This window comes from Pantoea sp. S-LA4 (assembly GCF_054482835.1).
The window spans coordinates 4,016,732-4,043,420 of record NZ_JBTLRC010000002.1 but is presented as its reverse complement, the minus strand read 5'-3'; the positions used below and the strand labels follow the sequence as shown (position 1 = coordinate 4,043,420).

The following is a 26,689-nucleotide window of genomic DNA, read 5'->3' as shown; positions in this document are numbered from 1 at the left end:
CGGATGCCGCGTTGAGAGCGGCTGTGATCTTGTTAGCAAATAAGCAAAGAGCCGTTTGCAAAAAATCAACATCACTCCCACACTCTCGATCATCTGGTATGACCAGATCACTTTTCCGCGGTTTCAGGAGACGCACATGCTCTACCAAGGCGCTAACCTTTCTCTTCGCTGGCTGGACGATGGCATCGCCGAGCTGGTTTTTGATGCCCCTGGCTCGGTCAATAAACTTGATACGCAAACCGTCGCCAGCCTGGGCGAAGCCATTGCGGTGCTGGAGCAGCAGTCTGACCTGCGCGGCGTGCTGCTCAGCTCAGCTAAACCGGCCTTTATTGTCGGCGCTGACATCACCGAGTTCCTCTCGCTGTTTGACGCACCGACCGAAAAACTCAGTCAGTGGCTGAGCTACGCCAACACTATTTTTAACCGGCTGGAAGATTTGCCGGTGCCGACACTGGCCGCTATCGATGGCTACGCGCTGGGGGGCGGATGTGAATGCGTACTGGCCACCGATCTGCGTGTCGCCACTGCCGACGCCCGCATCGGCCTGCCGGAAACGAAACTCGGTATCATGCCAGGCTTCGGCGGCAGCGTGCGTCTGCCGCGTCTGTTAGGAGCCGACAGCGCCATGGAGATCATCGCCGCCGGTAAAGACGTCGACGGAAACGCGGCGCTTAAACTCGGTCTGGTCGATGCGGTGGTGCACCGCGATAAACTGCGCGAGGCGGGTATCACCATGCTGAAGGCCGCGGCGCTCGATGGCAGCTGGCGCGCGCGCCGGGCACCGAAACTGGCACCGCTGAAACTGAGTCCGATTGAAGCCGCAATGAGCTTCACCCTGGCCAAAAGCATGGTGATGCAGACCGCAGGCAAACATTATCCGGCACCGCTGATGGCGGTAAAAACCATTGAAGCGGCCGCCGGTCTTGGCCGTGATGATGCACTAAAACTGGAAAATGCCGCTTTTGTCCCGCTGGCGCAGTCTGACGAAGCGCGGGCGCTGGTCGGTATCTTCCTTAACGATCAATATGTTAAAGGGCTGGCGAAAAAACGCGGCAGCGAAAGCGGCGCGCCAGCGCAGGCGGCCGTGTTGGGTGCTGGCATTATGGGTGGCGGCATCAGCTACCAGTCAGCGTGGAAAGGTGTGCCGGTCAAAATGAAGGACATCAATCCACAGGCGCTGACGCTCGGCATGAATGAAGCCAGCAAGCTGCTGAATAAGCTGCTGGAGCGCGGCAAAATTGACGGCAACAAGCTGGCCAGCGTGATTGCGACCATACAGCCTACGCTGGATTACGCCGGTTTCGAGCACGCCGACGTGGTGGTCGAAGCCGTGGTCGAAAACCCGCAGATCAAAGCGAAGGTGCTGGCTGAAACCGAACAGCATCTGCGTGACGATGCCATCCTGGCCTCTAATACTTCCACCATTCCCATCAGCCAGCTGGCCCAGGCGCTGCAGCGTCCGGAAAATTTCTGCGGCATGCACTTCTTCAATCCGGTGCCGCGTATGCCGCTGGTCGAAGTGGTGCGTGGCGAGAAAACCAGTGAAGCAACCCTGAGCAAAGTGGTGGCCTGGGCCAGCAAAATGGGTAAAACCCCGATTGTGGTCAATGATTGCCCCGGCTTCTTCGTCAATCGGGTGCTGTTCCCCTACTTCGCCGCCTTCAGCCTGCTGCTGCGCGACGGTGCCGACTTCCGTCAGATTGATAAAGTGATGGAAAAACAGTTTGGCTGGCCAATGGGACCGTCATGGCTGCTGGATGTGGTTGGCATTGATACCGCGCATCATGCGCAAAGCGTAATGGCGGAAGGTTTCCCGCAGCGTATGAAGCACGACTATCGCGATGCGATCGATATGCTGTTTGAGGCCGGTCGTTTCGGTCAGAAAAATGGCAAAGGCTTCTGGCGCTGGGAAAACGACAAAAAGGGCAAACCGAAAAAAGTGGCGGACAGCGAGGTCGACACTCTGCTGCAACAGGTTTGTCAGCCTAAGCGGGTCTTCAGCGATGAAGAGATCCTGAATCGCATGATGCTGCCGATGCTGAATGAAGTGGTGCGCTGCCTGGAGGAGAAGATCATCGCCTCGCCGGCCGAAGCGGATATGGCACTGGTGTACGGTCTCGGCTTCCCGCCGTTCCGCGGTGGCGCCTTCCGCTATCTCGATACCTTAGGCAACAGTAACGTGGTCGATCAGGCCCGGCGCTACAGCGCACTCGGCGGCCTGTATGAATTGCCTGAACTGCTGGTGCAAAAAGCGCATCAGCATCAGAGCTGGTATCCCGCCGCCAAACCAATTGACGAAGCCGCGCTGAAAAGCGCCTGAGGGCATGAATATGGAAAATGTGGTGATTATTGATGCGGTACGCACGCCGATGGGACGTTCAAAAGGCGGTGCTTTTCGTCATGTACGTGCCGAGGATCTTTCCGCCCATCTGATGCGTGAACTGCTGAGCCGCAACCCGGCGGTCAATCCTGCCTCGCTGGACGACATTGTCTGGGGCTGCGTGCAGCAGACGCTGGAACAGGGGTTTAACATCGCGCGTAACGCCGCGCTGCTGGCTGAAATACCGCACTCGGTTCCGGCGACGACCGTCAACCGCCTGTGTGGCTCGTCGATGCAGGCACTGCACGACGCGGCGCGCGCCATTATGGTCGGCGATGCGCACAGCTGCCTGATTGGCGGCGTGGAACACATGGGGCACGTACCGATGAGTCACGGCGTCGATTTTCATCCGGGTCTTGGCCGCACCGTCGCCAAAGCGGCCGGAATGATGGGGCTGACTGCCGAAATGCTGGCGCGTATGCATCATATCAGCCGTGAACAGCAGGATGCGTTTGCCCTGCGCTCGCACCAGCGTGCCTGGCAGGCCACCCAGCGCGGTGATTTCAAATCGGAGATCGTCGCCACCGCCGGTCACGACAGCGACGGCATTCTCAAACGCTACGATTACGATGAGGTGATCCGTGAAGAGACCAGCGCCGAAGGCCTGGCGGCACTGCGTCCGGCGTTTGATCCGGTCAATGGCACGGTAACAGCGGGCACCTCATCAGCCCTGTCTGATGGCGCGGCCGCGATGCTGGTAATGAGCGAATCCCGTGCCCGTGAACTGGGACTGACGCCACGCGCCCGTATCCGGAGTATGGCGGTAGTTGGCTGCGACCCGTCGATCATGGGCTACGGTCCGGTGCCAGCCAGCAAGCTGGCGCTGAAACGTGCTGGTCTGAGCGTCAATGATATTGACGTGTTTGAACTCAACGAGGCGTTTGCAGCACAAACGTTGCCCTGCATAAAAGATTTAGGTCTGCTGGATCGGCTCGATGAGAAGGTCAATCTGAATGGCGGAGCCATTGCGCTGGGTCACCCGCTGGGCTGCTCCGGGGCGCGTATCAGTACCACGTTGCTTAACATCATGGCGCGACGCGATGCGCAGTTTGGTCTGGCGACCATGTGCATTGGTTTAGGTCAGGGTATTGCCACCGTATTCGAGCGTCTGTAATACGTTGGGTCACTTCTTTGTCCGATTTACCCGCCCGTGATGGGCGGGTTTTTTCTTTCGGCCTGTTGTCGATCAGATGAAGGCGAAAGCATCACCATACATCTGCGACTCCAGCGCACCGCGCTCGGCACAGAAGCGATCGCGTGCGATCTTAGCCATCTCGAAACGGCCAGCAATGTAGATCTCATGCTCGCTCAGCGTGCTGAAATCCTGCATCACCGCGGTCAGCACCGTACCCGACCGTCCCTGCCAGCCCGCGTCCGGCTGCTCGACCACCGGAATCACCTTCAGGTTGGGGTGTTTCACCGCCAGCGCATCCAGCTCATCCAGGTCATACAGATGCTTCAGCTCACGTCCGCCCCAGTAGATGGCGATATCACGCTCCGGCTGCTGCGCTAACGCGGTCAGCAGAATGGAACGGGCATAGGAGAAGCCGGTACCGCCCGCGATCAGAATCAACGGTTTGCTGCTCTCTTCGCGCAGCCAGGCATCACCGTGCGGCATGTCGACGGTGATCTGACGATCGTCACGGATGCGATCCATCACCGCCATCGCGTACAGGTTGAGATCGGACGCGCCGATGTGCAGCTCAATGATATCCTTTTCCATTGGCGTTGAGGCCAGTGAGAACGGGCGCTTATCACGCTCATCCATCACCACCATCAGATACTGTCCCGCGCGAAAACTGAAATCCGCTTCCGGAATCAGGCGAACGCGATACACCGTGTCGGTAATCGCTTCAACTGAAGTTACTTTACAGCTTAACGTTGTCATGCGTTCCCTCTGTCGGGTCGTCTTTATGGTTGTGCTCGCCATCAACGCTGTGGCGGCTGATCAAAAATACCTAACTCATCCCAGATAGCGTCAATGCGCGCGGTAATCGCAGGATCTTTTACGATCGGGGTGCCCCATTCGCGCTGCGTTTCGCCCGGCCATTTGTTAGTGGCATCCATCCCCATCTTCGACCCCAGCCCGGAAACCGGTGAGGCGAAATCGAGATAATCGATCGGCGTATTTTCCACTAACACGGTGTCACGCGCCGGATCCATGCGGGTGGTAATTGCCCAGATCACATCATTCCAGTCACGCGCATTAACATCATCGTCACACACAATAACAAATTTGGTGTACATGAACTGCCGCAGAAACGACCAGACGCCAAACATTACCCGTTTGGCATGTCCCGCGTACTGCTTTTTAATGGTCACAACCGCCAGCCGGTAGGAGCAACCTTCCGGCGGCAGGTAGAAATCGACAATTTCCGGGAACTGCTTAATCAGAATCGGCACCAGCACTTCATTCAACGCCACACCCAGCACGGCGGGCTCATCCGGTGGACGGCCGGTATAGGTGGAGTGATAGATGGCCTGATGTCGCTGGGTAATGTGCGTCACGGTAAATACCGGGAAGCTATCTACTTCATTGTAGTAGCCGGTGTGATCGCCGTAAGGCCCTTCCGGCGCCATGTCGCCCGCTTCGATGTAGCCTTCCAGCACGATCTCCGCGCTGGCGGGAACTTCGAGATCGTTCGACAGGCATTTCACCACTTCGGTTTTATTGCCGCGCAGCAAACCGGCAAACGCATATTCTGACAGCGTATCCGGTACCGGCGTTACCGCACCGAGAATGGTGGCAGGATCAGCTCCGAGTGCCACCGAGACCGGAAAACGTTCGCCCGGATGCGCTTTGCTCCACTCCTGAAAATCGAGCGCGCCGCCCCGATGCGACAGCCAGCGCATAATCAGACGATTTTTGCCGATGACCTGTTGGCGATAGATGCCGAGATTCTGCCGCTCTTTATGCGGACCACGGGTGACGGTCAGACCCCAGGTAATCAGCGGCGCGGCATCGCCCGGCCAGCACTTCATCACCGGAATGCGCGACAAGTCGACCTCATCACCGCTGAACACCACTTCCTGGCAGGGCGCATTACGCAGGCGTTTGGTCGGCATGTTGAGCACCTGCTTAAACTGCGGCATCTTATCGAACAGATCGCGAAAGCCCTTTGGTGGCTCCGGCTCTTTCAGAAACGCCAGCAGTTTGCCTACTTCCCGCAGTGCACTCACCTCTTCCTGGCCCATCCCCATGGCGACGCGCTTTGGCGTGCCAAACAGGTTACACAGTACCGGCATGTCATACCCTTTCGGGTTTTCAAACAGCAGCGCCGGGCCGCCGGCACGCAGCGTACGGTCAGCGATTTCGGTCATTTCCAGAACAGGATCAATCGACTGCTTAATTCTTTTTAACTCACCGCGCTGTTCGAGCAGCGCGAGAAAGTCTCTTAAATCGTGATATTTCATGCGGCTTTAGCTTTCCGGCCAGAGTGAATCGGCCATTATAGGGCTGATTATGCGGTTGTGTTGAGGTTTATACGGCAACCTTAATCACAGCGAAAAGGGACCAGCGGCTGCAGCGCGCGGGTATCGTGGTAAGCCTGAATCGGCTCGCCGTGGCGGAATACCTTAAAGTCTTCGTTGCGCACGCTGTGATAGCGTAGCCGATCGTCATGCAGATGCAGAAAACTGCCTTCACGCAGGGCAATGACCGATTCGGCTGGATTAACGGCACAGAACTCCGCCAGCCGCTCGTCGCGTGTTTCGCCCATATGACAGCTGGCGCTGGCATCCAGGTAGTGAGGATTGATCTGCACCGGGAACAGCCCCAGCGCAGGCAGCACCACGCTGCTCCGCACCGGCATATCATTGGTGGTGCGAATCGACGGCGTCGCCACATTACAACCGGCGCTCCAGCCGACGTACGGCACCTGCCGCTCACGCACCGCACGCTGTATCGCCACGATCAGCCCCTGTTCATGCAGCATCTGATTCAGTAACCAGGTATTGCCGCCGCTGACCAGAATCAGCTCCGCCTGGGCGATGGCCTCAGCAGGCGAGGCAAACGCGTCCAGAGTACGCACCGGAATGCCCAGCGATGCACTGAGATCGGCGGCGCGCTGCGTATGATCGCCACGAATAATGGCGTAAGGGATCAGGACTGCCGAACGGATAGCGCGTCGGGCAATCATGGCGTGTAACTGCGGCTGTGCATAACCCAGCAGCGGCGCATCATCCGCCAGCTTGCCGTTGCTTAACAAAAAGAGTTCCATCAGATGATCCTTTTCGCCGGTATGATGGCCATCGAGTCTGATACAGAGCAGGGTGAAACGTCAATTTCCAATCGCCTTTTCTGTCGCTATCCGGCATCTTAAGAAAAGTCTCAGTTTATTTTCTGCGCGGTGCGCTTTTCCCCTGCCCGATGCGCTATAACTCTGGCAGCAGGTTTGCTATTCTTAGCGTCCATTCGATGGGAGCGGTTATGGAATCCTGGTATTTACTCTATTGCAAACGTGGTCAGCTATTGCGCGCGAAGGAGCATCTGGAGCGGCAAGAAGTGAATTGCCTCAGCCCAATGATCGCTCTGGAAAAGATCGTGCGCGGTAAACGCACCACGGTGAGTGAACCGCTGTTTCCTAACTATCTGTTTATTGAATTTGATCCGGAAGCGATTCATACCACCACCATCAGCAGTACGCGCGGCGTCAGCCATTTTGTGCGGTTTGGTACCACGCCCGCCACGGTGCCGCCAGCGGTGATTGAAGCGCTGGAAACCGACGTGCCGCAGATTATGCTCGATCCTGAAACGCCACAAATCGGTGATGAAGTGGTCATCACCGAAGGAACGTTTGAAGGACTGCGTGCCATCTTTGCCGAACCGGATGGCGAAACCCGCTCCATCCTGCTGCTCAATCTGCTGAATAAGCAGGTGATGCGCAGCGTGGATAACAAGCAGTTCCGCAAGATTTAAGCCAGTCTGAACAGCGTACGCACATTCTGATCGACGCGGGCCGCCAGTGCCTCGCTACTCTCGCCACGCCATGTCGCCACCTGATTCACAATATGCGGTAAAAAGCAGGGCTCATTACGACGAGAGGTTGGCCGCGGGCGCATGTCGCGCGGCAGCAGATAGGGCGCATCGGTCTCCAGCAGCAGCTTGTCAGCCGGAATCAGCGGCAGCATTTCACGCAGTTCAAGTCCGCGGCGTTCATCGCAGACCCAGCCCGTAATCCCCACCGATAACCCCATCGCCAGGCACGCTTCCAGCTCTTCGCGCGTGCCGGTAAAGCAGTGGATCACCGCCCCCGGCAGTTTTGGCAGCCAGGGCGCAACGATCGCCGCAAAGCGCGCATGGGCTTCGCGACAGTGCAGAAACACCGGCATATTCAGTTCGGCTGCCAGCGCCAGCTGCGCCTCAAACGCATACTCCTGTTGCTCATGGGCTGACAGGTTACGGTTAAAATCGAGCCCGCATTCACCGATAGCGACCACTTCCGGTTTCTCCGCCAGCCGGCGCAGCGTGCTGGCGATCTCCGTTGACCATTCACTGGCGTGGTGCGGATGGACGCCCGCGGTGGACCAGCAGAAGCCCGGCTGATCTTCAGCCAGTTTCTGCGCCTGCTGGCTCTCCAGCGCATTGGTGCCGGTAATCAGCATCCCGGTGACGCCCGCTTCGCGCGCGCGTTTAACCACCTTTGGCCGGTCGGAGGCGAATTGCGTGCTGGTCAGGTTTACACCGATATCAAACATAATTTTTCCCACAGTTTACTAAACAAAAACCGCCCCTGAGGGCGGTTCGGATTGATCTCTTCCCGCCGGTGCGGGGCGTAAAGATCGCGTCAGGATTCGGAGTGATGCTCTTCATCCTGCGCCCGACGGCCTTTCCCCACATAGTAACGGGAAAAGAATACGCCGACTTCAAACAGGCAGTACATCGGAATAGCGAGCAAAGTTTGGGAAAAAACGTCCGGCGGCGTCAGTAACATGCCGACCACAAACGCCCCGACCAGAATATAGGGACGTTTCTTTTTCAAATCGTCCGGGCTGGTAATGCCGGTCCAGCACAGCAGCACGATGGCCACCGGAACTTCAAACGCCACGCCAAACGCCATAAACAGGGTCATGACGAAATCGAGGTATTTGGTGATGTCAGTCGCCATGGTGACGCCAATCGGCGCGGTTTTGGTGAAAAAGCCAAACGCCAGCGGGAAGACGATAAAGTAGGCAAACGCCACGCCGACATAGAACAGGACGGTGCTGGAAAACAGCAGCGGCATCACCAGTTTACGTTCGTGACGATAGAGCGCAGGCGCGATAAACGCCCAGACCTGATAAAGGATCACCGGCACCGCCAGAAACACCGACACAATAATCGTCAGTTTGATCGGGGTGAAGAACGGTGAAGCCACATCGGTGGCAATCATGCTGGAGCCAATCGGCATCTGACTGATCAGCGGCGCCGCCACCAGTTGATAGATATCGTTGGCAAAATAGACCAGCGCCAGGAATATCACCAATACGGCGATGATGCAGTTCAGCAGTCGCTTACGCAGCTCAATCAGATGACTGATGAGCGGTTGGGTATCTTCAACGGCCATTATCGTTCATCACTTGCAGAAGAGGGAGAGGCGGAAGTGCGTGTGGTGGAGTCAGGTTTGTTCACCGGAGCGACGTCAGCGCTCACCGGCGCCTGGGCTGGCGCGCTGGCTACCGAAGCCGGGGACGGATTCCCGGCTGAAACAGCCGGCGCAGCCGGTTGCTGTGCCGGTGCCTGGGCCGGTGCGCTGGCCTGATGGTCAGCCGTCGCAGGCGTCGGCGCCGTTTCTGCCGATGCAGGATGATTTGCCGCCGGCTGCGGCGCGCTGTGCTGTGGCGAGTGGATGGTGTTGGCTTCGTCTTCCTCTTTTTCAATGTCGATGCTCTGACTGACCGAGCGTTTCATTGAATCCGCGGTTTTACGCAACTCTTCCATCGACTCTTTCAGCTCAGGCGATAGCGTGCCGCGGCCCGCTTCTTCCACCTTTTTCAGGCTGTCCTGCAGTTCCTGCAGTTTCAGCTCCTGCGCCAGTTCGTTTTGCACATTGGCTGCCAGCGAACGAATCGCCCTGATCCAGCCGACCACGGTTTTCACCGCAACCGGTAAACGTTGCGGGCCGAGTACAATCAGCCCGATCACGAACACCAATACCAGTTCACTAAAGCCAATGTCGAACACGGTTTACACCTGCTTGTCGTTCTTAACGTCTTCTTTGGTCGCCGAAGTCTGCTGTTTGTCCGCCAGCGTTTTGGCGTTGAAGTCAGCGTCCTGCTCTTTCGGTTGATCCTTTTTGTCATCCTCGTCGCCCATGGCTTTTTTGAAGCCACGAATCGAGGAGCCTAAATCTGAACCCAGATTACGCAATTTATTGGTACCGAACAGAAGTACAACAATCACGGCAATAATTAACAATTGCCAAATACTGATACCGCCCATGAGATAGCCTCTAATATTCTGTGAAAAACGATGCGGTAATGCACCACAGAGCGCCCTTTTCAATTCGGGACTGAGCCAGCGACATTACCGTGTTTTAGGCTGAAGTGACAATCAGTTTGTCTTACGCCAGCCGATTAACCATGAGACGATGCCCGCCGCCATCAACACCGCCGGGAACAGGTCCCAGTCCGGTCGTGAAAGCAGCACTGCCGTGCCGCTGAGCAGCAAGGTCGCACCGACACCAAACAGATAGCGTGCCTGATGATGCCGGGTACGCTGCGCATTAAGATCGCCCACTAATTTGTCAACGCTGTGCCGCAGAAGTTTATGCTGACGCATGCTGTCATAAAACAGTTCCGGCAGTTCTGGTAACTTTTCAGCCCAGAACGGCGCTTTCTCTTTCACTGCCCGGATAATGGCGGGCAGGCCGACCTGATCTTTGATCCAGTCTTCCAGGAACGGCTTGGCAGTCTTCCACAGGTCGAGCTGCGGATAGAGCTGACGACCAATCCCTTCCACATACAGCAGGGTCTTTTGCAACAGCACCAGCTGCGGCTGAACTTCCATATTAAACCGACGCGCCGTATTGAACAGATTCAGCAGCACGTGACCAAACGAAATTTCGGCCAGCGGCTTTTCAAAAATCGGCTCACAGACGGTGCGGATCGCAAACTCAAAATCTTCAACGTTGGTATCGGGCGGCACCCAACCTGAGTCAACGTGCAGCTCCGCCACCTTGCGGTAGTCGCGGTTGAAGAAGGCGATAAAGTTTTCCGCCAGATAGCGCTTATCTTCTTTGTTAAGCGAGCCGACAATGCCGCAATCGATGCCGATATACTGCGGATCTTCCGGATGCTCATAGCTGACGAAAATGTTGCCCGGATGCATGTCCGCATGGAAGAAGCTGTCACGGAACACCTGGGTAAAGAACACCTGCACGCCACGCTCTGCCAGCAGCTTCATGTTGACGCCGTGCCGTTCCAGCGTGGCAACATCTGAAATCGGAATGCCGTAAATACGTTCCATCACCATCATGGTTTCGCTGCAGTAGTCGGAATAGACTTCCGGCACGTAGAGCATCCGGCTGTCTTCAAAATTGCGGCGTAACTGAATGGCGTTGGCGGCTTCGCGTAACAGGTTCAGCTCATCAAGCAGAGTTTTTTCATAATCGCGTACGACTTCCACCGGACGCAGACGACGACCGTCGGGCAGCAGACGCGGCACCCAGCGCGCCAGGCGGTAGATCAGCTTCATGTCCGCTCTGATCACCGGCAAAATATCGGGGCGAATGACTTTAATCACCACTTTCTTGCCGGTCGATTTCAGCGTGGCGGTGTGAACCTGGGCAATCGAGGCTGACGCCAGCGGTTTGATGTCAAAATCATCAAACCAGGTTTCAATCGGTGCGCCCATAGAGGCTTCGATCTGTGCTTTGGCTTTGACGCCATCAAACGGCGCAACCCGATCCTGCAAAATTGCCAGTTGATCGGCGATAGCTGGCGGGAACAGGTCACGGCGGGTCGACAGCATCTGACCAAACTTGATCCAGACCGGTCCCAGCTGCTCCATCGCCATGCGCATACGCGCACCGGTCGGTTCGTGCGGATGCAGATTAGGTAACCAGAAAATGCAGCGACGCCACAGGCGAAGCGGAAGAGTAAGGCGCGTGTTGGGAATCAGTTCATCAAGGCCATAGGACAAAAACACCTTCATGATCAAATATAAGCGGCGGATCTCTCCAAAACTCATTTTGCCTCCAGCTGCGCCAGACGCGCATTAAGCGCCTCAAGCGAACGTTCCATCGCGTCTACCTCCTCAGAAAACCAGGCTAATTCGAGCGAGCCTGGCGCGACACGCCACTCTTCGGTCAGTACCTGACCGAGGTCATCCTGTCGACGCCCGACTTCGCCTTTCACCAGCCGGAATGCCCGCTGCGCGCCCTGACTGATGCCCTGGGCCGCGATATCACCAACCCAGGGCGCCAGATACTCTGCCGGGTCCAGCTCGGCTAGATCCATCAGCGCGGAAAACTGCTGTACCACCTGCAAATCGCCTTCCACCTGCAGCTCACCGCTGCGAATCAGCGGCGTCAGTTGCTGGCGGTCACGCAGCTTCGGCAAGGTTTTCAGAGAGGTAATCACCGTACAGTCACTGTTGTCCTGCCAGTCAGCCAGCACATCCAGTTGCTGTTCACTGAACACCAGCACCAGCGGATGGGAAAACTCGCTCAGACGCAACGTCAGGACCTTACCGGTCAGACGCTGCCGTGCCGCCTTCAGGCCGCGATCGCGATACAACATGCGGTTCAGCGCGGTTTCCAGGCCCGCGGTAATCAAGGGCGTTAGCTTCATCACCATCTCACTCAGAACTTAAATCCACGGTGTAAGGCCACAATGCCGCCGGTCATATTGGAGTAAGTGGTATTTTCAAAACCGACGTCGTTCATCATCGCTTTCAGGGTTTCCTGATCGGGATGCATACGGATCGATTCGGCCAGATAGCGATAGCTCTCTGCGTCCTGCGCCACCAGTTGCCCGATGCGCGGCAGAATATGGAAGGAGTAAGCATCATAGGCTTTGCTCAGTGGATCGATCACCGGTTTGGAGAACTCCAGCACCAGTAAGCGTCCGCCCGGCTTCAGCACACGGAACATCGAGGCCAGCGCCTTCTCTTTTTCCGTTACGTTGCGTAAACCAAAGGAGATGGTGATGCAGTCGAAGTAGTTATCCGGGAACGGCAGAGCTTCTGCATTGGCCTGGACGTAATTGACGTTACCGACCACGCCAAGATTGCGCAGTTTTTCGCGGCCCATCTTCAGCATCGAACTGTTGATATCAGCCAGTACAACCTGGCCGGTTTCGCCCACCAGGCGAGAAAATTTAGCCGTCAGATCGCCGGTACCGCCGGCCAGATCCAACACGCGCTGTCCGCGACGTACGCCGCTGCTGTCAATGGTAAAACGCTTCCAGATACGATGGACGCCAAAGGACATCAAATCGTTCATCAGGTCATATTTTGCCGCTACGGAGTGAAACACATCCGCAACTTTGTCGGCTTTTTCGCTTTTGGCGACCGTCTGAAAGCCAAAATGGGTGGTTTCCTGCTGTGATTCATCTGCCATCGGTTTTACCTGCTCCACAAACAATACTTCCCGAAGTGTATCAGAGTCACGGAAGTCAGGCACGCTACGCCCATACTATTCGTGGAGGCGTCTCACACGCATGTCACTGTCATCCGTATCGTCGTCATGATCCGGCTCTTCGGCAGCCGGATGTTCCGGCATTGCCCGCTCCACCAGCTGAGGATTAATCGAACGTTTAACCTCGACCCCCAGCGCACGAAAACCTTCCGTCTGCGCAATCAGGTTGCCGCGCCCTTCGGCCAGCTTTTTCATCGCTTCACGGTAGCTGATTTGCGCCTTATCCAGACTGTGACCAATGCCGCTCATGTCATCGACAAACAGCCGCATCTTGTCATACAGCCGGGTCGCCCGATCGGCGATACGCTGCGCATTGCGACTCTGATGCTCGTAACGCCACAGATTATTAATGGTACGCAGCGCCACCAGCAGCGTGGTCGGGCTGACCAGCATAATGTTTTGCTGCAGCGCCTCGCCAATCAGCTCTGGCTGGCGATCGATCGCCAGCAAAAAAGCCGGCTCGACCGGGATAAACATCAACACATAATCGAGCGATCGTAAACCGGGCAATTGTTGATAATCTTTACGTCCTAGCAGGCGAATGTGGCTGCGCATCGCGCTGACATGTTCCTGAATCGCCTGCTCACGCTCAACCTCATCTTCCGCGTTGAAATAACGTTCGTAGGCGACCAGCGTCATTTTGGCATCCACCACCACATCTTTTCCCTGCGGCAGACGAACAATCACATCCGGCTGCATCCTGCCCTGCTGCTCCGACTGAATGCTGACCTGGGTTTCATACTCATGACCTTCACGCAACCCGGAGGCTTCCAGTACCCGGCTGAGCACTACTTCACCCCAGTTACCCTGAATCTTGTTGTCGCCTTTTAGCGCTTTGGTGAGGTTGAGCGCTTCCTGCGCCATTTGCGCATTAAGCTGCTGTAACTGGCGGATTTCGTGGGTCAGGGTATGCCGTTCACGCGCCTCCGCGCCGAAGCTCTCATGCACCTGGCGGCGGAAGCCATCCAGCTGTTCGCGCAGCGGACCAATCAGGCTGTCCAGGCTCTGGCGATTCTGCTCATCGACGCGGCGGCCGCTGTTTTCAAAGATTCGGTTGGCAAGATTTTCAAACTGGGCGCTGAGGCGTTGCTCGCTGTTGGTCAGCAGACGCTGCTTCTCTTCGGCAGCGAAGCGGGTCTCTTCAAGGCGGATGGTCACTTCTCGCAGTTCTGCTTCCTGGGCACTGTTAACCTCCAGCTGGTTGCGCAGTTCCCGATTAAGCTGTTCGCTTTCGTTGCGCCAGTAGTCGAGCTGTTGCAGACGCTCATTGGCGCCGCTCAGCGCGCCATGCAGCTGGCGTAACTCCTGTTCACGCTGCTGTGCCTGCTGCTGAAGCTGATCCATCTGCTGCTGCTGGCGCTGCTGCGCCTCTTCCAGCAGACGGCGTTCGGTTAAGAAACTGGCGGCCTGATGCCCGGCACGTAACTGTGCCAGCATCCAGCCAATCCCTGCTCCGGCGAGCGCCAGGCAGACGCTGATAATGATGTGCTGATCCATGATTTCCCCGCGACTCAAGCTGCTGAGGGAAAAGGTAGAGTCGCACTGTATGAATGTCCAGATATATTTACATGCCCTCAACCACTTAGCGCACGGTCACCGTCAGCTTTCCGGCCTGCCACTCATCAATCAGGAAATAGGGCATCGGCAGCAGCCATTGGCCATTTTTCACCTGAGCCGGGTAGTGCCAGCTTTTGCCGTCACCGCTCATTTCTATCTGCTGACGGGCACCGTCGGCGGCATGGGATTGACCGGTGAGGCTGGCAAAGCCGACATTACTGCCGACGTGAAATCGGGGCATCTGCCAGCGCACTGGCGGATGTGCTGGCCACGGCTGCGCCTGATGAAAATGAAACAGTTCATCATGGTTGAGAACACTTTCACGCACCGTTGGCCACAGCGCCGTCTTGAGGAAAGACTGATCGGTAAAGCGTTCGCTGCCGCGGTATTGCGCAATAAATTCGCGCATGGTCTGTTCGACCTGACGAAAAACACCGTGACAGCCGCCCCACATGCCGGCCAGCAGCAGTTCGGTATGGGAGAAGTAGTCGCGCATATGATGGAACCAGTAAGGCGACGCCAGCCAGGCGTTGACCGCCGCCACCTCGCGCTCGGAGAGCAACGAGTCGGCATCGCGGACGATAAAGCGTTTCACGCCGGGATCGTCCATCACCAGAAAGCGCCACAGCGTCGGGAACAACGTTTTTTCGTGGGACATATCGATCCGCTGAACGTGCGGTTGATCGAGCCGTTGCCAGACATGCTGCGGCACGCTGTCATCCAGATAGATGCGACACACCCAGCCCGGATAGAGCTCAGGCGCCACCTCAACGTTTTTAATCAGGGTTTCGCAGTAACGCGGCTGGTCACCATACAGGCTGAAGGCGATCACATTCTGCTGCGGCTGGCTGAGGTCGATCGGCTCGGGCTGCGCAGCGGGAAACGCAACCCGCGCGCCCTGCCGGAAACGGGCGTCCGATTGCTGCAACGATTCCAGGCCGTAACGCGTCACCTCATCCTGCTTATCCAGCCAGCCACACACTTCGGTCAGGCCATCCAGCCAGGTGTCTGACGCGGTAGCGCGCACCGCCGGTGGCGACTGGTAAATTTTCTGGTAGGTTTTGTAGGCCTTGTGATGCTGACCGAGACGCATCAGACAGAGCGCGTAGTCGCTCAGTACCTGCATCTGATGGGGCTGATAGCGCAGCACCTCTTCGCAGTAGCGGGCAGCCTGCGCATAATCGCCCTGCTGCATGGCGGCGCGAAACTGTGCGGCACTGCTCTCAAGACGGGCATTGAGCGCAACGGGATTCAGGTTAACGGCGGGACGACGAACGGGAATAGTCTTGCGCATCAGGCACTCTCAGCTTCCGTTGAAAGGCTGCGCCGGGGCTATCCGGCAGCAGGCTGGCCTTATGTCCGGCCGTTAACCTGCTGCCTGACAGTAAGGGTTATAACAAGCGGCGAGCCGCTTCAACCACAATTTTTACCGCATCGCTTTCGGTCTGTTTCATCGTCACCGCATCCGGGATCTCTTTCTGGGTACGGTTAACGATCACGCCCGCCACCATGCCGGCTCGCAGCCCCTGGCTGGCGCACATGGTTAACAGTGTAGCGGATTCCATCTCATAGTTGAGGACGCCCATCTCCTGCCACTCTTTCATCGATCCCTGGAAGCGATTCACCACTCGCCCGGAGAAGGTGTCGTAGCGCTCCTGGCCTGGATAGAACGTGTCAGAAGAGGCGGTGATGCCGATATGAGTCTTCGCGCCACAGGCTTCTGCTGCGGCCACCAGCGCCGTGGTACAGGCAAAGTCGGCCACGGCCGGGAACTCCATCGGCGCGAAATGCAGGCTGGCGCCGTCAAGACGCACTGACCCGGTGGTTACCAGCACATCGCCAACGTTGATGTGCGGCTGGATAGCGCCGGTGGTGCCCACGCGCAGGAAGGTGCGTACGCCAAGCTGCGCCAGCTCTTCAACCGCAATAGAGGTGGAAGGGCCGCCGATGCCGGTTGAGCAGACCACCACCGGTTTGCCGTCCAGCTTAGCCAGCCAGCTGGTAAATTCGCGGTGTGAGGCCAGATGCGTGGCATCCTCCATCAGTCCGGCAATCTTCTTCACGCGCTCCGGATCGCCGGGCACAATCGCCAGGGTGGCGCCCTGCAGATCGGCTTTCGTCAGGCCCAGATGGAAAACGTCAGACTGTGTCATTTCAGACTCCTGTTAAGGGAAGGTAGCGCGTCACTCTACGTCAGCACGCCCGATAAATATGTGACAGCATTCACCGAAGAAAATGAAAGTTACATTTATCACTAAAAACAATGTGATGTTTATCACAATATCACATCGGTTTCGCTGACATTGGCTTCGCCGGGGCTGTGTCGGCCTCATCACAGTGTTAAAGAGGTGGATGGTATTGTCCGCTGCTGACTCTGTTACCCGACGTCTGGCTCGCACGGTGTCCGGCCAGGCTATAGTTACGTGATTGCGCCATTGCTTGCACGGAGAGAATAATGAAAACCAGTGATAATATGACACAAAAAGCCGCGGCAGGGACCTTTGCGCCTGCCGTTCTGCCCACCGCTTCTACCACCATTATTACCGACAGTCCGGCGATTCACGCCGGTGAGACCTCAGTGCCAAGCCAGGGCGAAAATATGCCCGCCTTTTATGCCAGACCGAAATCTGCCGACGGTCCGTTACCGGTGGTGCTGGTGGTGCAGGAGATCTTTGGCGTCCATGAACACATCCGTGATATCTGCCGCCGTCTGGCGCTGGAAGGCTATCTGGCTATCGCTCCGGAACTCTACTTCCGCGAAGGCGATCCCAACGATTACCACGATATCCCGACCCTGTTCAGCGAGCTGGTGAGCAAAGTGCCCGATACACAGGTGCTGTCCGATCTTGATCATGCGGCCAACTGGGCGGCGCGTAACGGCGGCGATATCCGGCGTATGGGCATTACCGGGTTCTGCTGGGGCGGCCGCATCAGCTGGCTCTATGCGGCGCACAATCCGCAACTGCGCGCGGCCGTCGCCTGGTATGGACGTCTGACCGGCGATCGGACCATGAAGCAGCAGAAGCATCCTATCGATGTCGCCGTCGATCTTAGCGCCCCGGTGTTAGGTTTATACGGTGGACAGGATGAGGGGATTCCGCTGGAGAGCGTTGAGCAGATGCGTCAGGCGCTGCACGCGGCCAATGCCACCGCGGAGATCATCGTCTATCCCGAAGCCGGACATGCCTTTAATGCTGACTACCGTCCGAGCTATCATGCTGAATCTGCCAGTGATGGCTGGGCGCGGATGCTGGCCTGGTTCAGGCAGTATGGCGTCGCATCGCAATAAGCAAAAAAGGGGCGCTGTGCGCCCCGATATCGTAACAGCCTCGCCGTTCTGACCCGTTTTTATGCTGTTTCATCACGCAGCTTCTTCGCCGCCGTCACCATGTTTGCCAGCGCCTGCCGCGTCTCGGTCCAGCCGCGCGTTTTCAATCCGCAGTCCGGGTTCACCCACAAACGCGCTTCCGGAATCCGCTTCGCCGCTTTCCGTAACAGCGCTTCCATCCACTCGACGCTCGGTACGTTAGGCGAATGAATATCGTAGACGCCCGGACCGATTTCATTCGGATAGTCAAAGTGTTCAAACGACGCCAGCAGATCCATGTCGGAGCGTGAGGTTTCAATGGTAATCACATCCGCATCCAGCGCCGCGATAGAATCCATGATGTCGTTAAACTCGCAGTAACACATATGGGTGTGAATCTGGGTTTCATCCCGCGCCACCGCTGCATTCAGGCGGAAAGCCTCGACCGCCCAGCTCAGATAGGCAGCCCAGTCAGACTGATGCAGCGGCAACCCTTCGCGCAGCGCTGGTTCATCAATCTGGATAATGCCAATACCGGCTTTTTCCAGATCGGCGACTTCATCACGCAGCGCCAGCGCAATCTGTTTCGCGATGGTTTCACGCGACACATCTTCGCGCGGGAAAGACCAGCACAGAATCGTCACCGGGCCGGTCAGCATCCCTTTCACCGGCTTGTCGGTCAGCGACTGGGCATATTTCGCCCATTCAACGGTAATCGCTTCCGGCCGGCTGACGTCACCGATGATCACCGGCGGTTTCACGCAGCGTGAGCCATAGCTCTGTACCCAGCCATTCTGGGTAAAAACAAACCCATCCAGATGTTCGCCGAAGTATTCAACCATGTCGTTGCGTTCCGCTTCGCCATGTACCAGCACATCCAGCCCCAGCCGCTCCTGCTCAGCGATCGCCTGTCTGATGTGCTCAGCGATGCCGGTGCGGTAATGATGGCTGTCGAGGCGGCCCTGTTTAAAATCGAGACGCAGGCCGCGAATTTCCGGCGTCTGCGGGAAAGAGCCGATAGTGGTGGTTGGCCAGGCAGGCAGATTAAAGCGCTGGCGCTGTGCTTTTGCCCGCTCGCTGTAACGGCTGTGACGTTCGCTGTCCTGCGGCGTGATGGCCTGCAAACGCTGACTGACCGCGGCATTATGCACGCGACTGGAGTGCGCACGGGCCCGAATCGGCGCGCTCCAGGCCTCCAGTGACGCGGCATCGTTGCGGTTGAGCGCCTGCGTCAGCAGTGAAAGCTCGGTGCATTTCTGCAGCGCGAAGGCGAACCAGCTTTTCACTTCCTCATCCAGCCGCGTCTCGACGCTCAGGTCGATCGGACTGTGCAGCAACGAGCAGGAGGAGCCAATCCACAGCTGCGCGCGCTGGGCGATCAGCGGCTGCAGACGCGTAAACCAGCGGCTCAGATCGGCACGCCAGACGTTACGTCCGTTGATCACCCCCAGCGACAGCAGCCAGCTGGCCGGTAATTGCTGATTCAGTTGCTGAATATCATCCCGGCCGTGTACCAGATCGACATGCAGCCCCTGCACCGGCAGCTCACGGATCACCTCAATGTTCTGTCCGATGCTGTCGAAATAGGTGGTCAGCAGCAGTTTACTCTGCCCCTGTAGCGCATCAAAGGCGGGCCTGAACGCCTCACGCCATGACTGCGGCAGCTCCAGCGCCAGCGCCGGTTCATCAATCTGCACCCATTCGATGTCACGTTTCGCCAGTTCCGCCAGGACTTGCTGGTAGACCGGCAGAATCGCCTGCAGCAGCGAGAGGCGGTCAAACGGCTCGCCTTTCACCTTACCCAGCCACAGATAGGTGATCGGTCCCAGCAGCACTGGCTTGATGTTGTGGCCCAGCGCCAGCGCCTCATCGACTTCATCCAGCAACTGGGTCCAGGCCAGTCTGAAAGTCTGGCCCTGGGTGAACTCAGGCACAATGTAGTGGTAGTTAGTGTTAAACCATTTGGTCATCTCAGCCGCCGCCGCCGGCTCACCGGTCGGTGCCCGGCCACGGCCCAGACGAAACAGCGTATCCAGATCAACCGAGCCGTCTTTATTCTGATGGCGCGCCGGCACGTTGCCCAGCATCAGGCTGGTGGTCAGCACATGGTCGTACCAGGCGAAGTCGCCCACCGGCAGCAGATCGATGCCCGCCTCTTTCTGTTGCTGCCAGTGACGCGCCCGCAGCTCACGGCCCACCGCCAGCAAATCCTGCTGGCTGCTGTTACCGGCCCAGTAGCTCTCCTGCGCTTTTTTCAGTTCGCGACGCAGGCCAACACGGGGAAAACCGAGGGTATGGTTGAGGATTGTCATTCGCTGTTCTCCAGATAATCTTTCACTTTGGCTGACAGCCAAAGATGTTTAGCCGTCCAGATGTTTACACCGCTATAATCTGCGGGTACTGTATGTTCCTCAAGCGCAATATGTTCATTTTCGATGTGAAGGACTCTCATGATCGAACTCAAGCACCTGCGGACGCTTCAGGCTCTGCGTAATACAGGTTCGCTGGCGGCGGCGGCATCCCAGCTTCATCAGACGCAATCGGCGTTGTCCCACCAGTTCAGCGATCTGGAACAGCGGCTGGGATTCCGCCTGTTCGTGCGTAAAAGTCAGCCGCTGCGCTTCACGCCACAGGGCGACATCCTGCTGCAGCTAGCCGAACAGGTGCTGCCGCAGATCCAGCAGGCGTTGCAGGCCTGCCATGAACCACAGCAGACCACCTTACGAGTGGCGATTGAGTGCCATAGCTGCATCCAGTGGCTGACGCCAGCGCTGGATAATTTCCGTCAGAGCTGGCCGCAGGTGGTGATGGATTTCAAATCAGGCGTCACCTTTGATCCGCAGCCTGCGCTGCAGCAGGGCGAGCTGGATGTGGTGCTGACCTCCGATATCCTGGCGCGCTCCGGGCTGTTCTATTCGCCGATGTTTGATTTTGAGGTGCGACTGGTGCTGGCACCGGATCATCCGCTGGCGCAGGTTGAACATATCGCACCCGAGGATCTGGCCGACGAGGTGCTGATGATCTATCCGGTGCAGCGTCAGCGCCTCGATATCTGGCGTCACTTCCTGCAGCCAGCTGGCGTCAGCCCGGCGCTGAAAAACGTCGATAACACCCTGCTGATGATCCAGATGGTCTCGGCGCGGATGGGCATTGCGGCGCTGCCGCACTGGGTGGTGGAGAGTTTTGAGAAGCAGGGACTGGTGGTGACCAAAACGCTGGGCGACGGGCTGTGGAGCCGTCTTTATGCCGCAGTGCGCGATGGCGAGCAGCGTCAGCCGGTGCTGGAAGCCTTTATCCGCTTTGCCCGCCAGCACGCCTGCGAACATCTGCCCTTTGTGCGGGATGCGCTGCAGCCTGCCGCGTTAATGCAGCGGTAAGTCGCGAGGTACAAACCTGCGCGAGCAACAGTAAAATCCCCTATAATGCGCAGCCTGTCGACTGACCATGAGAAGATCTCACCATGACTAACAACGATATTCTGCGCAGCGTGCGCTATATGCTCGATCTGAGCGATGCCAAAATGGTGGAAATTTTTGCGCTGGCGCAGTGTGAAGTCCCGCAGACGGATATCCAGGCGTGGCTGAAAAAAGATGAAGATGCCGCGTTTCGTCCCTGCCCCGATGTGCTGATGGGCTACTTTCTTAACGGCCTGATCTTTTACCGTCGTGGCAAAAGTGAAGAGATGCCGGCTCCTTCCATTGAGCGCAAGATGAATAACAACATCTTTATGAAGAAGTTGCGCATCGCCTTTGATCTGAAAACCACGGATATCCCTGAAGTGCTGAAACGCGCCAGTTTCACCGTTTCGCAGGCAGAAATCGGTGCGATTTTCCGCAAACCTGACCACAAAAATTACCGTGAGTGCGGCGACCAGATTCTGCGTAACTTCCTGAAAGGCCTGGCGATGATTCAGCGCCCTAAGAATGGGAAGCCTGCCTGATATCGTGTCATCCCGTCGGCAATAGAGCGCTGCTGCGTAAAGCCGGCGTCAATGCATCTCTGGAGCGCCGGCCGCCGTTTTTGTCCCGGCGGCGGACGCTATACTTCTCAGCCCGCCCTCTCCTCTTTCATGTTCGCTCTGATCCCCGGTTTAACCGCGATGATGCTGTCACCCCTCCAGGGCTGGCGCGTCAGAAGAGCGAAGCGTCCGGGCCGGATGGCCCGGCCGACCCACAGGGAGGTGAGATTCCTTGCGATCAGGCGCGCCAGCCCGGAAGGCCGCACCTATGCAACAGCCGCTATTTACCGGTGTCAGCGCACCCATTTCACCTTATAACCGGTCACTGCGCCCCACCACCCAGCGCTTATGCACCCACAGCGAGGCGAGGATCACCAGCGCGCCGGCGATAAAGCTCGGCCAGTGCGGCTTCTCCTGCCAGATCGCCAGGTTAACCAGCAGTCCGGCGGGGACGTGCATGTTATTCATGATGCCCAGCGTGCCGGCATCAACCTGGGTCGCACCATAGTTCCACATAAAGTAGCCGAGACCCGAAGCGGCCACGCCCAGCCAGACCAGAATGCCCCATTGCAGCGAGGTGGTCGGGAGTTTCTGCGGATTGCCCCAGATGAACCAGGCGATGACCGCAATCACCACTGCGCCAAGGTAGAACCAGGAAAAGGCGGTGTGCTGCGGCATCGGACGGGTCTCCTGCAGACGCTTGTACCCCACCATACCGGCAGCAAAGCAGATGTTCGCCAGCTGCACCAGCAGCAGGCCAACCCAGAAATTATCGCTGACCTTGTCATAGCGGATAATGGCCGCCCCGGCGACCGCCAGCAGCGCGCTGAAGATATAGCCGATCCGCAGCGGACGGCGGCTAATCAGGTCATAGATCAGGGTCACATAGAGCGGCGTCATCACCGTAAACAGCAAAAATTCCGACACGCTGAGATAGAGGTAGGCTTCAAAGCTCAGCAGATACATCACTCCTAACTGCAACATCCCGACCAGCATATAGAGCAGCAGAGTTGAGGGACGGTAACCGCGCCAGCGCAGAAAAGGCAAAAAGACTATTGCGGCCAGCGCCAGGCGCATCAGTACAGAAAACCAGCTGTCTACCTGGCCGGCAAGATACTCGCCAATCAGGCTGAACGAAAAAGCCCACAGAATAGTGGTGATGATCAATAAGAACACGGTAACGACCCCGAAGTTAACAGAGCGTCAGTGTAAACAATGTGCTGTCGATCAGCTGCACTATCTGGTTTACATCCGATAACTTTTAAAGCAAACAATGCGCAACTGCTGCAACAGCTCAACCCCGCTGTAACATCCCCGTCTCCTGCTGGCGACGTTTTTCCCCGAATGCGCGAAATAAACCATATGGTGATCACTTTCGCTCGGCGCTGTAATAAAACTGTAACAAATGTGTCACGCATCACAGTAACGTCAGGTCACTAATTTTATTCTTTGCGCGAAATGGAACATCACGTCGCCATTTCTTTTTGTCTTTTTTTGACCCCACCGCTGGGAATGTAAAAAACCATAATGTGCCCTGGAGGGCCTCACTGATGCTGAGTATTTTTAAACCTGCACCACGTCAGCCGCAGGTAGCAGCGGATCGCGTCGATCCGCTCTACCGTCGTCTGCGCTGGCAAATTTTTATTGGGATCTTTTTTGGCTATGCCGCCTACTATCTGGTCAGAAAAAACTTTGCGCTCGCGATGCCCTATCTGGTCGAGCAAGGCTTTTCACGTGGCGATCTCGGTTTCGCCCTGTCAGGCATTTCGATCGCCTATGGCTTCTCGAAATTCATCATGGGCTCAGTATCCGATCGCTCGAATCCGCGCGTCTTCCTGCCAGCCGGACTGATCCTGGCCGCGGCGGTGATGTTGTTTATGGGATTCGTGCCCTGGGCCACCTCCAGCATTATGGTGATGTTCGTGCTGCTGTTTGTCTGCGGCTGGTTCCAGGGCATGGGCTGGCCACCGTGCGGTCGTACCATGGTGCACTGGTGGTCGCAGAAGGAGCGCGGCAGCATTGTCTCGGTGTGGAACTGCGCCCATAACGTCGGCGGCGGCCTGCCACCGCTGCTGTTCCTGCTTGGCATGGCGTGGTTCAACGACTGGAAAGCGGCACTCTATATGCCCGCCTTTGGTGCCATCCTGATTGCGCTCTTCGCGTTTGCCCTGATGCGCGACACGCCCCAATCCTGTGGCCTGCCGCCGATCGAAGAGTATAAAAACGACTATCCGCCAGATTACGATGCCAGTCATGAAGAGGAGTTAACTGCTAAGCAAATCTTCATGAAATATGTGCTGCCTAACAAACTGCTGTGGTACATCGCGCTGGCGAACGTTTTTGTCTATCTGCTGCGCTACGGCATTCTCGACTGGTCGCCGACCTACCTGAAAGAGGTGAAGCACTTCACGCTGGATAAGTCCTCCTGGGCCTACTTCCTGTATGAGTATGCCGGTATTCCGGGCACGCTGTTATGTGGCTGGATGTCAGACAAAGTGTTTCGCGGTAACCGCGGGGCCACCGGCGTGTTCTTTATGACGCTGGTGACGATCGCCACGGTGATTTACTGGCTGAACCCGGCGGGCAATCCTGGCGTTGATATGGCCTGTATGATCGTGATTGGCTTCCTGATTTATGGTCCGGTAATGCTGATTGGCCTGCACGCGCTGGAGCTGGCACCCAAGAAAGCCGCCGGCACCGCCGCAGGTTTTACCGGCCTGTTTGGTTATCTGGGCGGTTCGGTGGCGGCCAGCGCCATTGTCGGTTACACCGTTGACTACTTTGGCTGGGACGGCGGTTTTCTGGTGATGATTGCCGGCTGCGTACTGGCGGTGATCCTGCTGTTGCTGACCATGGTCAGCGAGCATAAACACAAGCAGAAACTGGCCTGACGGCAATAAAAAAGGGCCGGTTAACCGGCCCTTTGTTTGCGCGATATCCTCAGGAAAGGTAGAGCGTGCGCAGCGTCTGTGGCACCGCATCATCGGCATTCGAACCGATCACATCCAGCTCCGGCAAGGTATCTTTCAGCCGCTGATGGGCGTTCTGCATGATATAGCCCTTACCCGCCATGCTCAGCATCTCCACATCATTCATGCCGTCGCCAAAGGCGATACAGCTATGCAGCGTATGGCCCAGCTGCTTCGCTACGGCCTCCAGCGCATGCCCTTTCGATACGCCACCCGCCATCACTTCGAGGCAGGTCGGCAGTGAAAAACTGACGTTAACCCGATCGCCCCAGCGCGCTTCAATCGCCTGCTCCATCGGGATCAGATGCTCAGGATCTTCACAGGTAAAAAAGACTTTACTGATGTTATCGGTCGGCAACAGACCCGGTTCATAGACCTGATAGTTGAATACCGATTCACGGAAGTAATCCTGCTCAGCGGGACGGGAACGGCTGACAAACCACTCATCATCACGGTAAACGTGGGTCAGAATATCGCTGTGATGATACTGCAGACCAAACAGATCATTCGCGATGTCTTCGTCCAGGTTATGGCTGAACACCAGCTCGCCCTGAGCATTATGCACCCGTGCGCCGTTGGAAGTGATCATGTACGCCGGGATAGCCAGGCTATCGCGCATCTGTCCGACATCAATATGATGGCGGCCGGTGGCAAACACGAAATGAATATCCTTTGCGACTAGCTGTTGCAGCGTTTCGCGCGCAAAAGGCGTCAGGCGATGTTCGGGAGAAAGCAGCGTGCCATCCAGATCGGATGCAACGATGTGGTACATGAAAACCTCGGGTATCTGATTCTGCTGGCCGAAGCCAGTCGGGTAATGAACGTCAGCGATGCGATGAAAAAAGTCGATCACTGCATTAAGCGCTTCGGCGCGCATGTTGTCTTTTTCAAACAGGATCTCATGACGCGCACCGTTAATCACGCGCGGTTTATTCCCTTCGCACGGATGACCTGCCGCCGCCATGGCAGCACAAAAGAGATCCTGCGAGCGGTTATCCACCACCTGATCATCACTGGCCTGCAGCAACAGCAGCGGCGTAGTGATTTTATCGGCCTGGCTGATGATGTTGCGACCCGCATGAATGCCTTCGCGCACCCAGTGATACGTCGGGCCACCCACGCGAATCGCCGGATCGTCCGCATAAAAACGCAGGCTGCGGCGATAACGCTCGGCGCTGTGCGTCAGCCGGTTGATGCCAAACGGATGCGCACGCCAGCGTCCGGTACCCAGCGCGTAGCCATCACGCAGTGCCGGCCGTTTCTCAGCCCAGTCGAGGATCCGGTGCGCCAGGAAAGAGGGCAACGGCAGCGCAATGCCAAACATCGGTGCCACCAGCGCAACCGCATGGAAAGCCTGCGGCTGGCGCGCCAGAAACAGCGTTAAAATCGCCCCGCCCATAGAGTGGGCCAGTGCATAACGCTGCTGGTAGTGACCGCTGACAATCTCTTTCAGGTAGAGCGTTTCCAGATCGTCGACGTAGTGGGTAAATTCAGCCACATGACCACGGTGTGAATCTTCCAGCAAACGATCGGATCGGCCCTGACCGCGATGATCGAGGATCACCACGTCGAAACCACAATGAAACAGATCGTACGCCAGCTCAGGATATTTTATGTAACTCTCAATGCGGCCAGGCACGATCAGGATGACACGCCGATGTTGCGGAGAGGTGAAACGCACATAGCGCAGAGTGAGATTCCCGACGCCGATAAACTCACGTTCCTCACGGCGGTGCCAGAAGTCGAGCAGCGGCCCGGTAGCAAAGGCAGCAAAGGCTTTTTCTCGTTGCAACCAACTGGCTTTATGTTGATTCATTCGCCCCCCTGATGACCGGAAAAAAGAGTCTTTAATGCGGTACGTCGGCCATAGCGCCGCGCTTATTTCTGGCGTATTGTGTC

General features: G+C 57.1%; 23 protein-coding genes and 1 pseudogene. 7 read left to right on the top strand and 17 right to left on the bottom strand.

Annotated features, from left to right (window positions below):
- Positions 1 to 136 precede the first annotated feature (136 nt).
- Positions 137 to 2,320 carry a fatty acid oxidation complex subunit alpha FadB gene (gene fadB / locus ACX3P5_RS19785; RefSeq protein ID WP_458969158.1) on the top strand — a complete coding sequence of 728 codons (2,184 nt, stop codon included), beginning with the start codon at positions 137 to 139 and terminating at the stop codon, positions 2,318 to 2,320.
- A gap of 10 nt (positions 2,321 to 2,330) precedes the next feature.
- Positions 2,331 to 3,494, top strand: a complete 1,164-nt coding sequence (gene fadA, locus ACX3P5_RS19780; protein WP_233988237.1) for an acetyl-CoA C-acyltransferase FadA — start codon at positions 2,331 to 2,333, stop codon at positions 3,492 to 3,494.
- A gap of 72 nt (positions 3,495 to 3,566) precedes the next feature.
- On the opposite strand, the gene fre is transcribed toward fadA, so the two are convergent.
- The 3 genes from fre to pepE all read right to left on the bottom strand — a co-directional run bounded on the left by fre (position 3,567) and on the right by pepE (position 6,600).
- The gene (fre, locus tag ACX3P5_RS19775) at positions 3,567 to 4,268 is read right to left on the bottom strand and encodes an NAD(P)H-flavin reductase (protein WP_233985619.1); all 702 of its coding nucleotides are present in this window, start codon (positions 4,266 to 4,268) and stop codon (positions 3,567 to 3,569) included.
- Between the two features lie 41 nt (positions 4,269 to 4,309).
- Entirely contained in the window at positions 4,310 to 5,794 is a 1,485-nt protein-coding gene (gene ubiD, locus ACX3P5_RS19770) for a 4-hydroxy-3-polyprenylbenzoate decarboxylase (protein ID WP_046289563.1), read from the bottom strand.
- An 80-nt stretch (positions 5,795 to 5,874) separates the two neighbouring features.
- Complete coding sequence (gene pepE / locus ACX3P5_RS19765) at positions 5,875 to 6,600, bottom strand: dipeptidase PepE (RefSeq protein ID WP_458969157.1); 726 nt, start codon at positions 6,598 to 6,600, stop codon at positions 5,875 to 5,877.
- A gap of 209 nt (positions 6,601 to 6,809) precedes the next feature.
- Here pepE and rfaH point away from each other — a divergent pair, with 209 nt between their 5' ends.
- A complete protein-coding gene (gene rfaH, locus ACX3P5_RS19760; RefSeq protein ID WP_094120813.1) occupies positions 6,810 to 7,298 on the top strand; it encodes a transcription/translation regulatory transformer protein RfaH in 489 nt (162 codons plus the stop codon).
- On the opposite strand, the gene tatD is transcribed toward rfaH, so the two are convergent.
- The 10 genes from tatD to udp form a co-directional block, all read right to left on the bottom strand.
- The gene (gene tatD / locus ACX3P5_RS19755; RefSeq protein ID WP_458969156.1) at positions 7,295 to 8,077 is read right to left on the bottom strand and encodes a 3'-5' ssDNA/RNA exonuclease TatD; all 783 of its coding nucleotides are present in this window, start codon (positions 8,075 to 8,077) and stop codon (positions 7,295 to 7,297) included. The genes rfaH and tatD overlap by 4 nt on opposite strands.
- An 89-nt stretch (positions 8,078 to 8,166) precedes the next feature.
- Positions 8,167 to 8,925, bottom strand: coding sequence for a Sec-independent protein translocase subunit TatC (tatC, locus tag ACX3P5_RS19750; RefSeq protein WP_233985623.1), 759 nt, complete (start codon positions 8,923 to 8,925; stop codon positions 8,167 to 8,169).
- Positions 8,925 to 9,542, bottom strand: a complete 618-nt coding sequence (tatB, locus tag ACX3P5_RS19745) for a Sec-independent protein translocase protein TatB (RefSeq protein ID WP_336756895.1) — start codon at positions 9,540 to 9,542, stop codon at positions 8,925 to 8,927. Before tatB ends, tatC begins: the two co-directional genes overlap by 1 nt.
- 3 nt (positions 9,543 to 9,545) lie before the next feature.
- Complete coding sequence (gene tatA, locus ACX3P5_RS19740; RefSeq protein WP_094120809.1) at positions 9,546 to 9,800, bottom strand: Sec-independent protein translocase subunit TatA; 255 nt, start codon at positions 9,798 to 9,800, stop codon at positions 9,546 to 9,548.
- 111 nt (positions 9,801 to 9,911) lie between these two features.
- Positions 9,912 to 11,549: a ubiquinone biosynthesis regulatory protein kinase UbiB gene (ubiB, locus tag ACX3P5_RS19735; protein WP_336756898.1), complete on the bottom strand. Its 1,638-nt coding sequence runs from the start codon at positions 11,547 to 11,549 to the stop codon at positions 9,912 to 9,914.
- Positions 11,546 to 12,151, bottom strand: coding sequence for a ubiquinone biosynthesis protein UbiJ (ubiJ, locus tag ACX3P5_RS19730; RefSeq protein WP_233985628.1), 606 nt, complete (start codon positions 12,149 to 12,151; stop codon positions 11,546 to 11,548). Before ubiJ ends, ubiB begins: the two co-directional genes overlap by 4 nt.
- Positions 12,152 to 12,162: 11 nt before the next feature.
- Positions 12,163 to 12,921 (bottom strand): bifunctional demethylmenaquinone methyltransferase/2-methoxy-6-polyprenyl-1,4-benzoquinol methylase UbiE, encoded by a 759-nt coding sequence (ubiE, locus tag ACX3P5_RS19725; protein ID WP_094120807.1) that lies wholly within the window; start codon positions 12,919 to 12,921, stop codon positions 12,163 to 12,165.
- 75 nt (positions 12,922 to 12,996) lie between these two features.
- Complete coding sequence (rmuC, locus tag ACX3P5_RS19720; RefSeq protein ID WP_233985629.1) at positions 12,997 to 14,496, bottom strand: DNA recombination protein RmuC; 1,500 nt, start codon at positions 14,494 to 14,496, stop codon at positions 12,997 to 12,999.
- A gap of 85 nt (positions 14,497 to 14,581) precedes the next feature.
- A complete protein-coding gene (locus ACX3P5_RS19715) occupies positions 14,582 to 15,850 on the bottom strand; it encodes a tetratricopeptide repeat protein (protein WP_336756903.1) in 1,269 nt (422 codons plus the stop codon).
- A gap of 97 nt (positions 15,851 to 15,947) precedes the next feature.
- Positions 15,948 to 16,709 carry a uridine phosphorylase gene (udp, locus tag ACX3P5_RS19710; protein ID WP_031375022.1) on the bottom strand — a complete coding sequence of 254 codons (762 nt, stop codon included), beginning with the start codon at positions 16,707 to 16,709 and terminating at the stop codon, positions 15,948 to 15,950.
- 302 nt (positions 16,710 to 17,011) lie between these two features.
- Here udp and ACX3P5_RS19705 point away from each other — a divergent pair, with 302 nt between their 5' ends.
- Positions 17,012 to 17,845, top strand: a complete 834-nt coding sequence (locus tag ACX3P5_RS19705) for a dienelactone hydrolase family protein (protein WP_233985631.1) — start codon at positions 17,012 to 17,014, stop codon at positions 17,843 to 17,845.
- Positions 17,846 to 17,904: 59 nt separating this feature from the next.
- On the opposite strand, the gene metE is transcribed toward ACX3P5_RS19705, so the two are convergent.
- Positions 17,905 to 20,175, bottom strand: coding sequence for a 5-methyltetrahydropteroyltriglutamate--homocysteine S-methyltransferase (gene metE / locus ACX3P5_RS19700; RefSeq protein WP_233985632.1), 2,271 nt, complete (start codon positions 20,173 to 20,175; stop codon positions 17,905 to 17,907).
- A gap of 138 nt (positions 20,176 to 20,313) precedes the next feature.
- Between metE and metR the strand changes: the two genes are divergently transcribed.
- Positions 20,314 to 21,240, top strand: coding sequence for an HTH-type transcriptional regulator MetR (gene metR, locus ACX3P5_RS19695; RefSeq protein ID WP_233985633.1), 927 nt, complete (start codon positions 20,314 to 20,316; stop codon positions 21,238 to 21,240).
- A gap of 83 nt (positions 21,241 to 21,323) precedes the next feature.
- Complete coding sequence (locus tag ACX3P5_RS19690) at positions 21,324 to 21,803, top strand: YehS family protein (RefSeq protein WP_336756907.1); 480 nt, start codon at positions 21,324 to 21,326, stop codon at positions 21,801 to 21,803.
- A 330-nt stretch (positions 21,804 to 22,133) separates the two neighbouring features.
- Here the strand turns inward: ACX3P5_RS19690 and ACX3P5_RS19685 are convergent, their stop codons facing one another.
- Positions 22,134 to 22,997 carry a carboxylate/amino acid/amine transporter gene (locus ACX3P5_RS19685; RefSeq protein ID WP_233985635.1) on the bottom strand — a complete coding sequence of 288 codons (864 nt, stop codon included), beginning with the start codon at positions 22,995 to 22,997 and terminating at the stop codon, positions 22,134 to 22,136.
- A 374-nt stretch (positions 22,998 to 23,371) separates the two neighbouring features.
- Here ACX3P5_RS19685 and glpT point away from each other — a divergent pair, with 374 nt between their 5' ends.
- Positions 23,372 to 24,712 (top strand): glycerol-3-phosphate transporter, encoded by a 1,341-nt coding sequence (gene glpT, locus ACX3P5_RS19680; RefSeq protein WP_336756908.1) that lies wholly within the window; start codon positions 23,372 to 23,374, stop codon positions 24,710 to 24,712.
- 49 nt (positions 24,713 to 24,761) lie between these two features.
- On the opposite strand, the gene yigL is transcribed toward glpT, so the two are convergent.
- Both yigL and pldB read right to left on the bottom strand, forming a co-directional pair.
- Positions 24,762 to 25,562 (bottom strand): sugar/pyridoxal phosphate phosphatase YigL, encoded by an 801-nt coding sequence (gene yigL / locus ACX3P5_RS19675; RefSeq protein ID WP_233985638.1) that lies wholly within the window; start codon positions 25,560 to 25,562, stop codon positions 24,762 to 24,764.
- 66 nt (positions 25,563 to 25,628) lie between these two features.
- Positions 25,629 to 26,606 (bottom strand): annotated as a pseudogene (gene pldB, locus ACX3P5_RS19670) (lysophospholipase L2); the annotation flags it as partial.
- Positions 26,607 to 26,689 lie beyond the last annotated feature (83 nt).

Excerpts from the sequence above, each read along its gene's own strand:
- fadB (WP_458969158.1), top strand. The coding sequence starts at position 137 with ATGCTCTACCAAGGCGCTAACCTTTCTCTTCGCTGGCTGGACGATGGC.
- fadA (WP_233988237.1), top strand. The coding sequence starts at position 2,331 with ATGGAAAATGTGGTGATTATTGATGCGGTACGCACGCCGATGGGACGT.
- fre (WP_233985619.1), bottom strand. The coding sequence starts at position 4,268 with ATGACAACGTTAAGCTGTAAAGTAACTTCAGTTGAAGCGATTACCGAC.
- ubiD (WP_046289563.1), bottom strand. The coding sequence starts at position 5,794 with ATGAAATATCACGATTTAAGAGACTTTCTCGCGCTGCTCGAACAGCGC.
- pepE (WP_458969157.1), bottom strand. The coding sequence starts at position 6,600 with ATGGAACTCTTTTTGTTAAGCAACGGCAAGCTGGCGGATGATGCGCCG.
- rfaH (WP_094120813.1), top strand. The coding sequence starts at position 6,810 with ATGGAATCCTGGTATTTACTCTATTGCAAACGTGGTCAGCTATTGCGC.
- tatD (WP_458969156.1), bottom strand. The coding sequence starts at position 8,077 with ATGTTTGATATCGGTGTAAACCTGACCAGCACGCAATTCGCCTCCGAC.
- tatC (WP_233985623.1), bottom strand. The coding sequence starts at position 8,925 with ATGGCCGTTGAAGATACCCAACCGCTCATCAGTCATCTGATTGAGCTG.
- tatA (WP_094120809.1), bottom strand. The coding sequence starts at position 9,800 with ATGGGCGGTATCAGTATTTGGCAATTGTTAATTATTGCCGTGATTGTT.
- ubiB (WP_336756898.1), bottom strand. The coding sequence starts at position 11,549 with ATGAGTTTTGGAGAGATCCGCCGCTTATATTTGATCATGAAGGTGTTT.
- ubiJ (WP_233985628.1), bottom strand. The coding sequence starts at position 12,151 with ATGAAGCTAACGCCCTTGATTACCGCGGGCCTGGAAACCGCGCTGAAC.
- ubiE (WP_094120807.1), bottom strand. The coding sequence starts at position 12,921 with ATGGCAGATGAATCACAGCAGGAAACCACCCATTTTGGCTTTCAGACG.
- rmuC (WP_233985629.1), bottom strand. The coding sequence starts at position 14,496 with ATGGATCAGCACATCATTATCAGCGTCTGCCTGGCGCTCGCCGGAGCA.
- ACX3P5_RS19715 (WP_336756903.1), bottom strand. The coding sequence starts at position 15,850 with ATGCGCAAGACTATTCCCGTTCGTCGTCCCGCCGTTAACCTGAATCCC.
- udp (WP_031375022.1), bottom strand. The coding sequence starts at position 16,709 with ATGACACAGTCTGACGTTTTCCATCTGGGCCTGACGAAAGCCGATCTG.
- ACX3P5_RS19705 (WP_233985631.1), top strand. The coding sequence starts at position 17,012 with ATGAAAACCAGTGATAATATGACACAAAAAGCCGCGGCAGGGACCTTT.
- metE (WP_233985632.1), bottom strand. The coding sequence starts at position 20,175 with ATGACAATCCTCAACCATACCCTCGGTTTTCCCCGTGTTGGCCTGCGT.
- metR (WP_233985633.1), top strand. The coding sequence starts at position 20,314 with ATGATCGAACTCAAGCACCTGCGGACGCTTCAGGCTCTGCGTAATACA.
- ACX3P5_RS19690 (WP_336756907.1), top strand. The coding sequence starts at position 21,324 with ATGACTAACAACGATATTCTGCGCAGCGTGCGCTATATGCTCGATCTG.
- glpT (WP_336756908.1), top strand. The coding sequence starts at position 23,372 with ATGCTGAGTATTTTTAAACCTGCACCACGTCAGCCGCAGGTAGCAGCG.
- yigL (WP_233985638.1), bottom strand. The coding sequence starts at position 25,562 with ATGTACCACATCGTTGCATCCGATCTGGATGGCACGCTGCTTTCTCCC.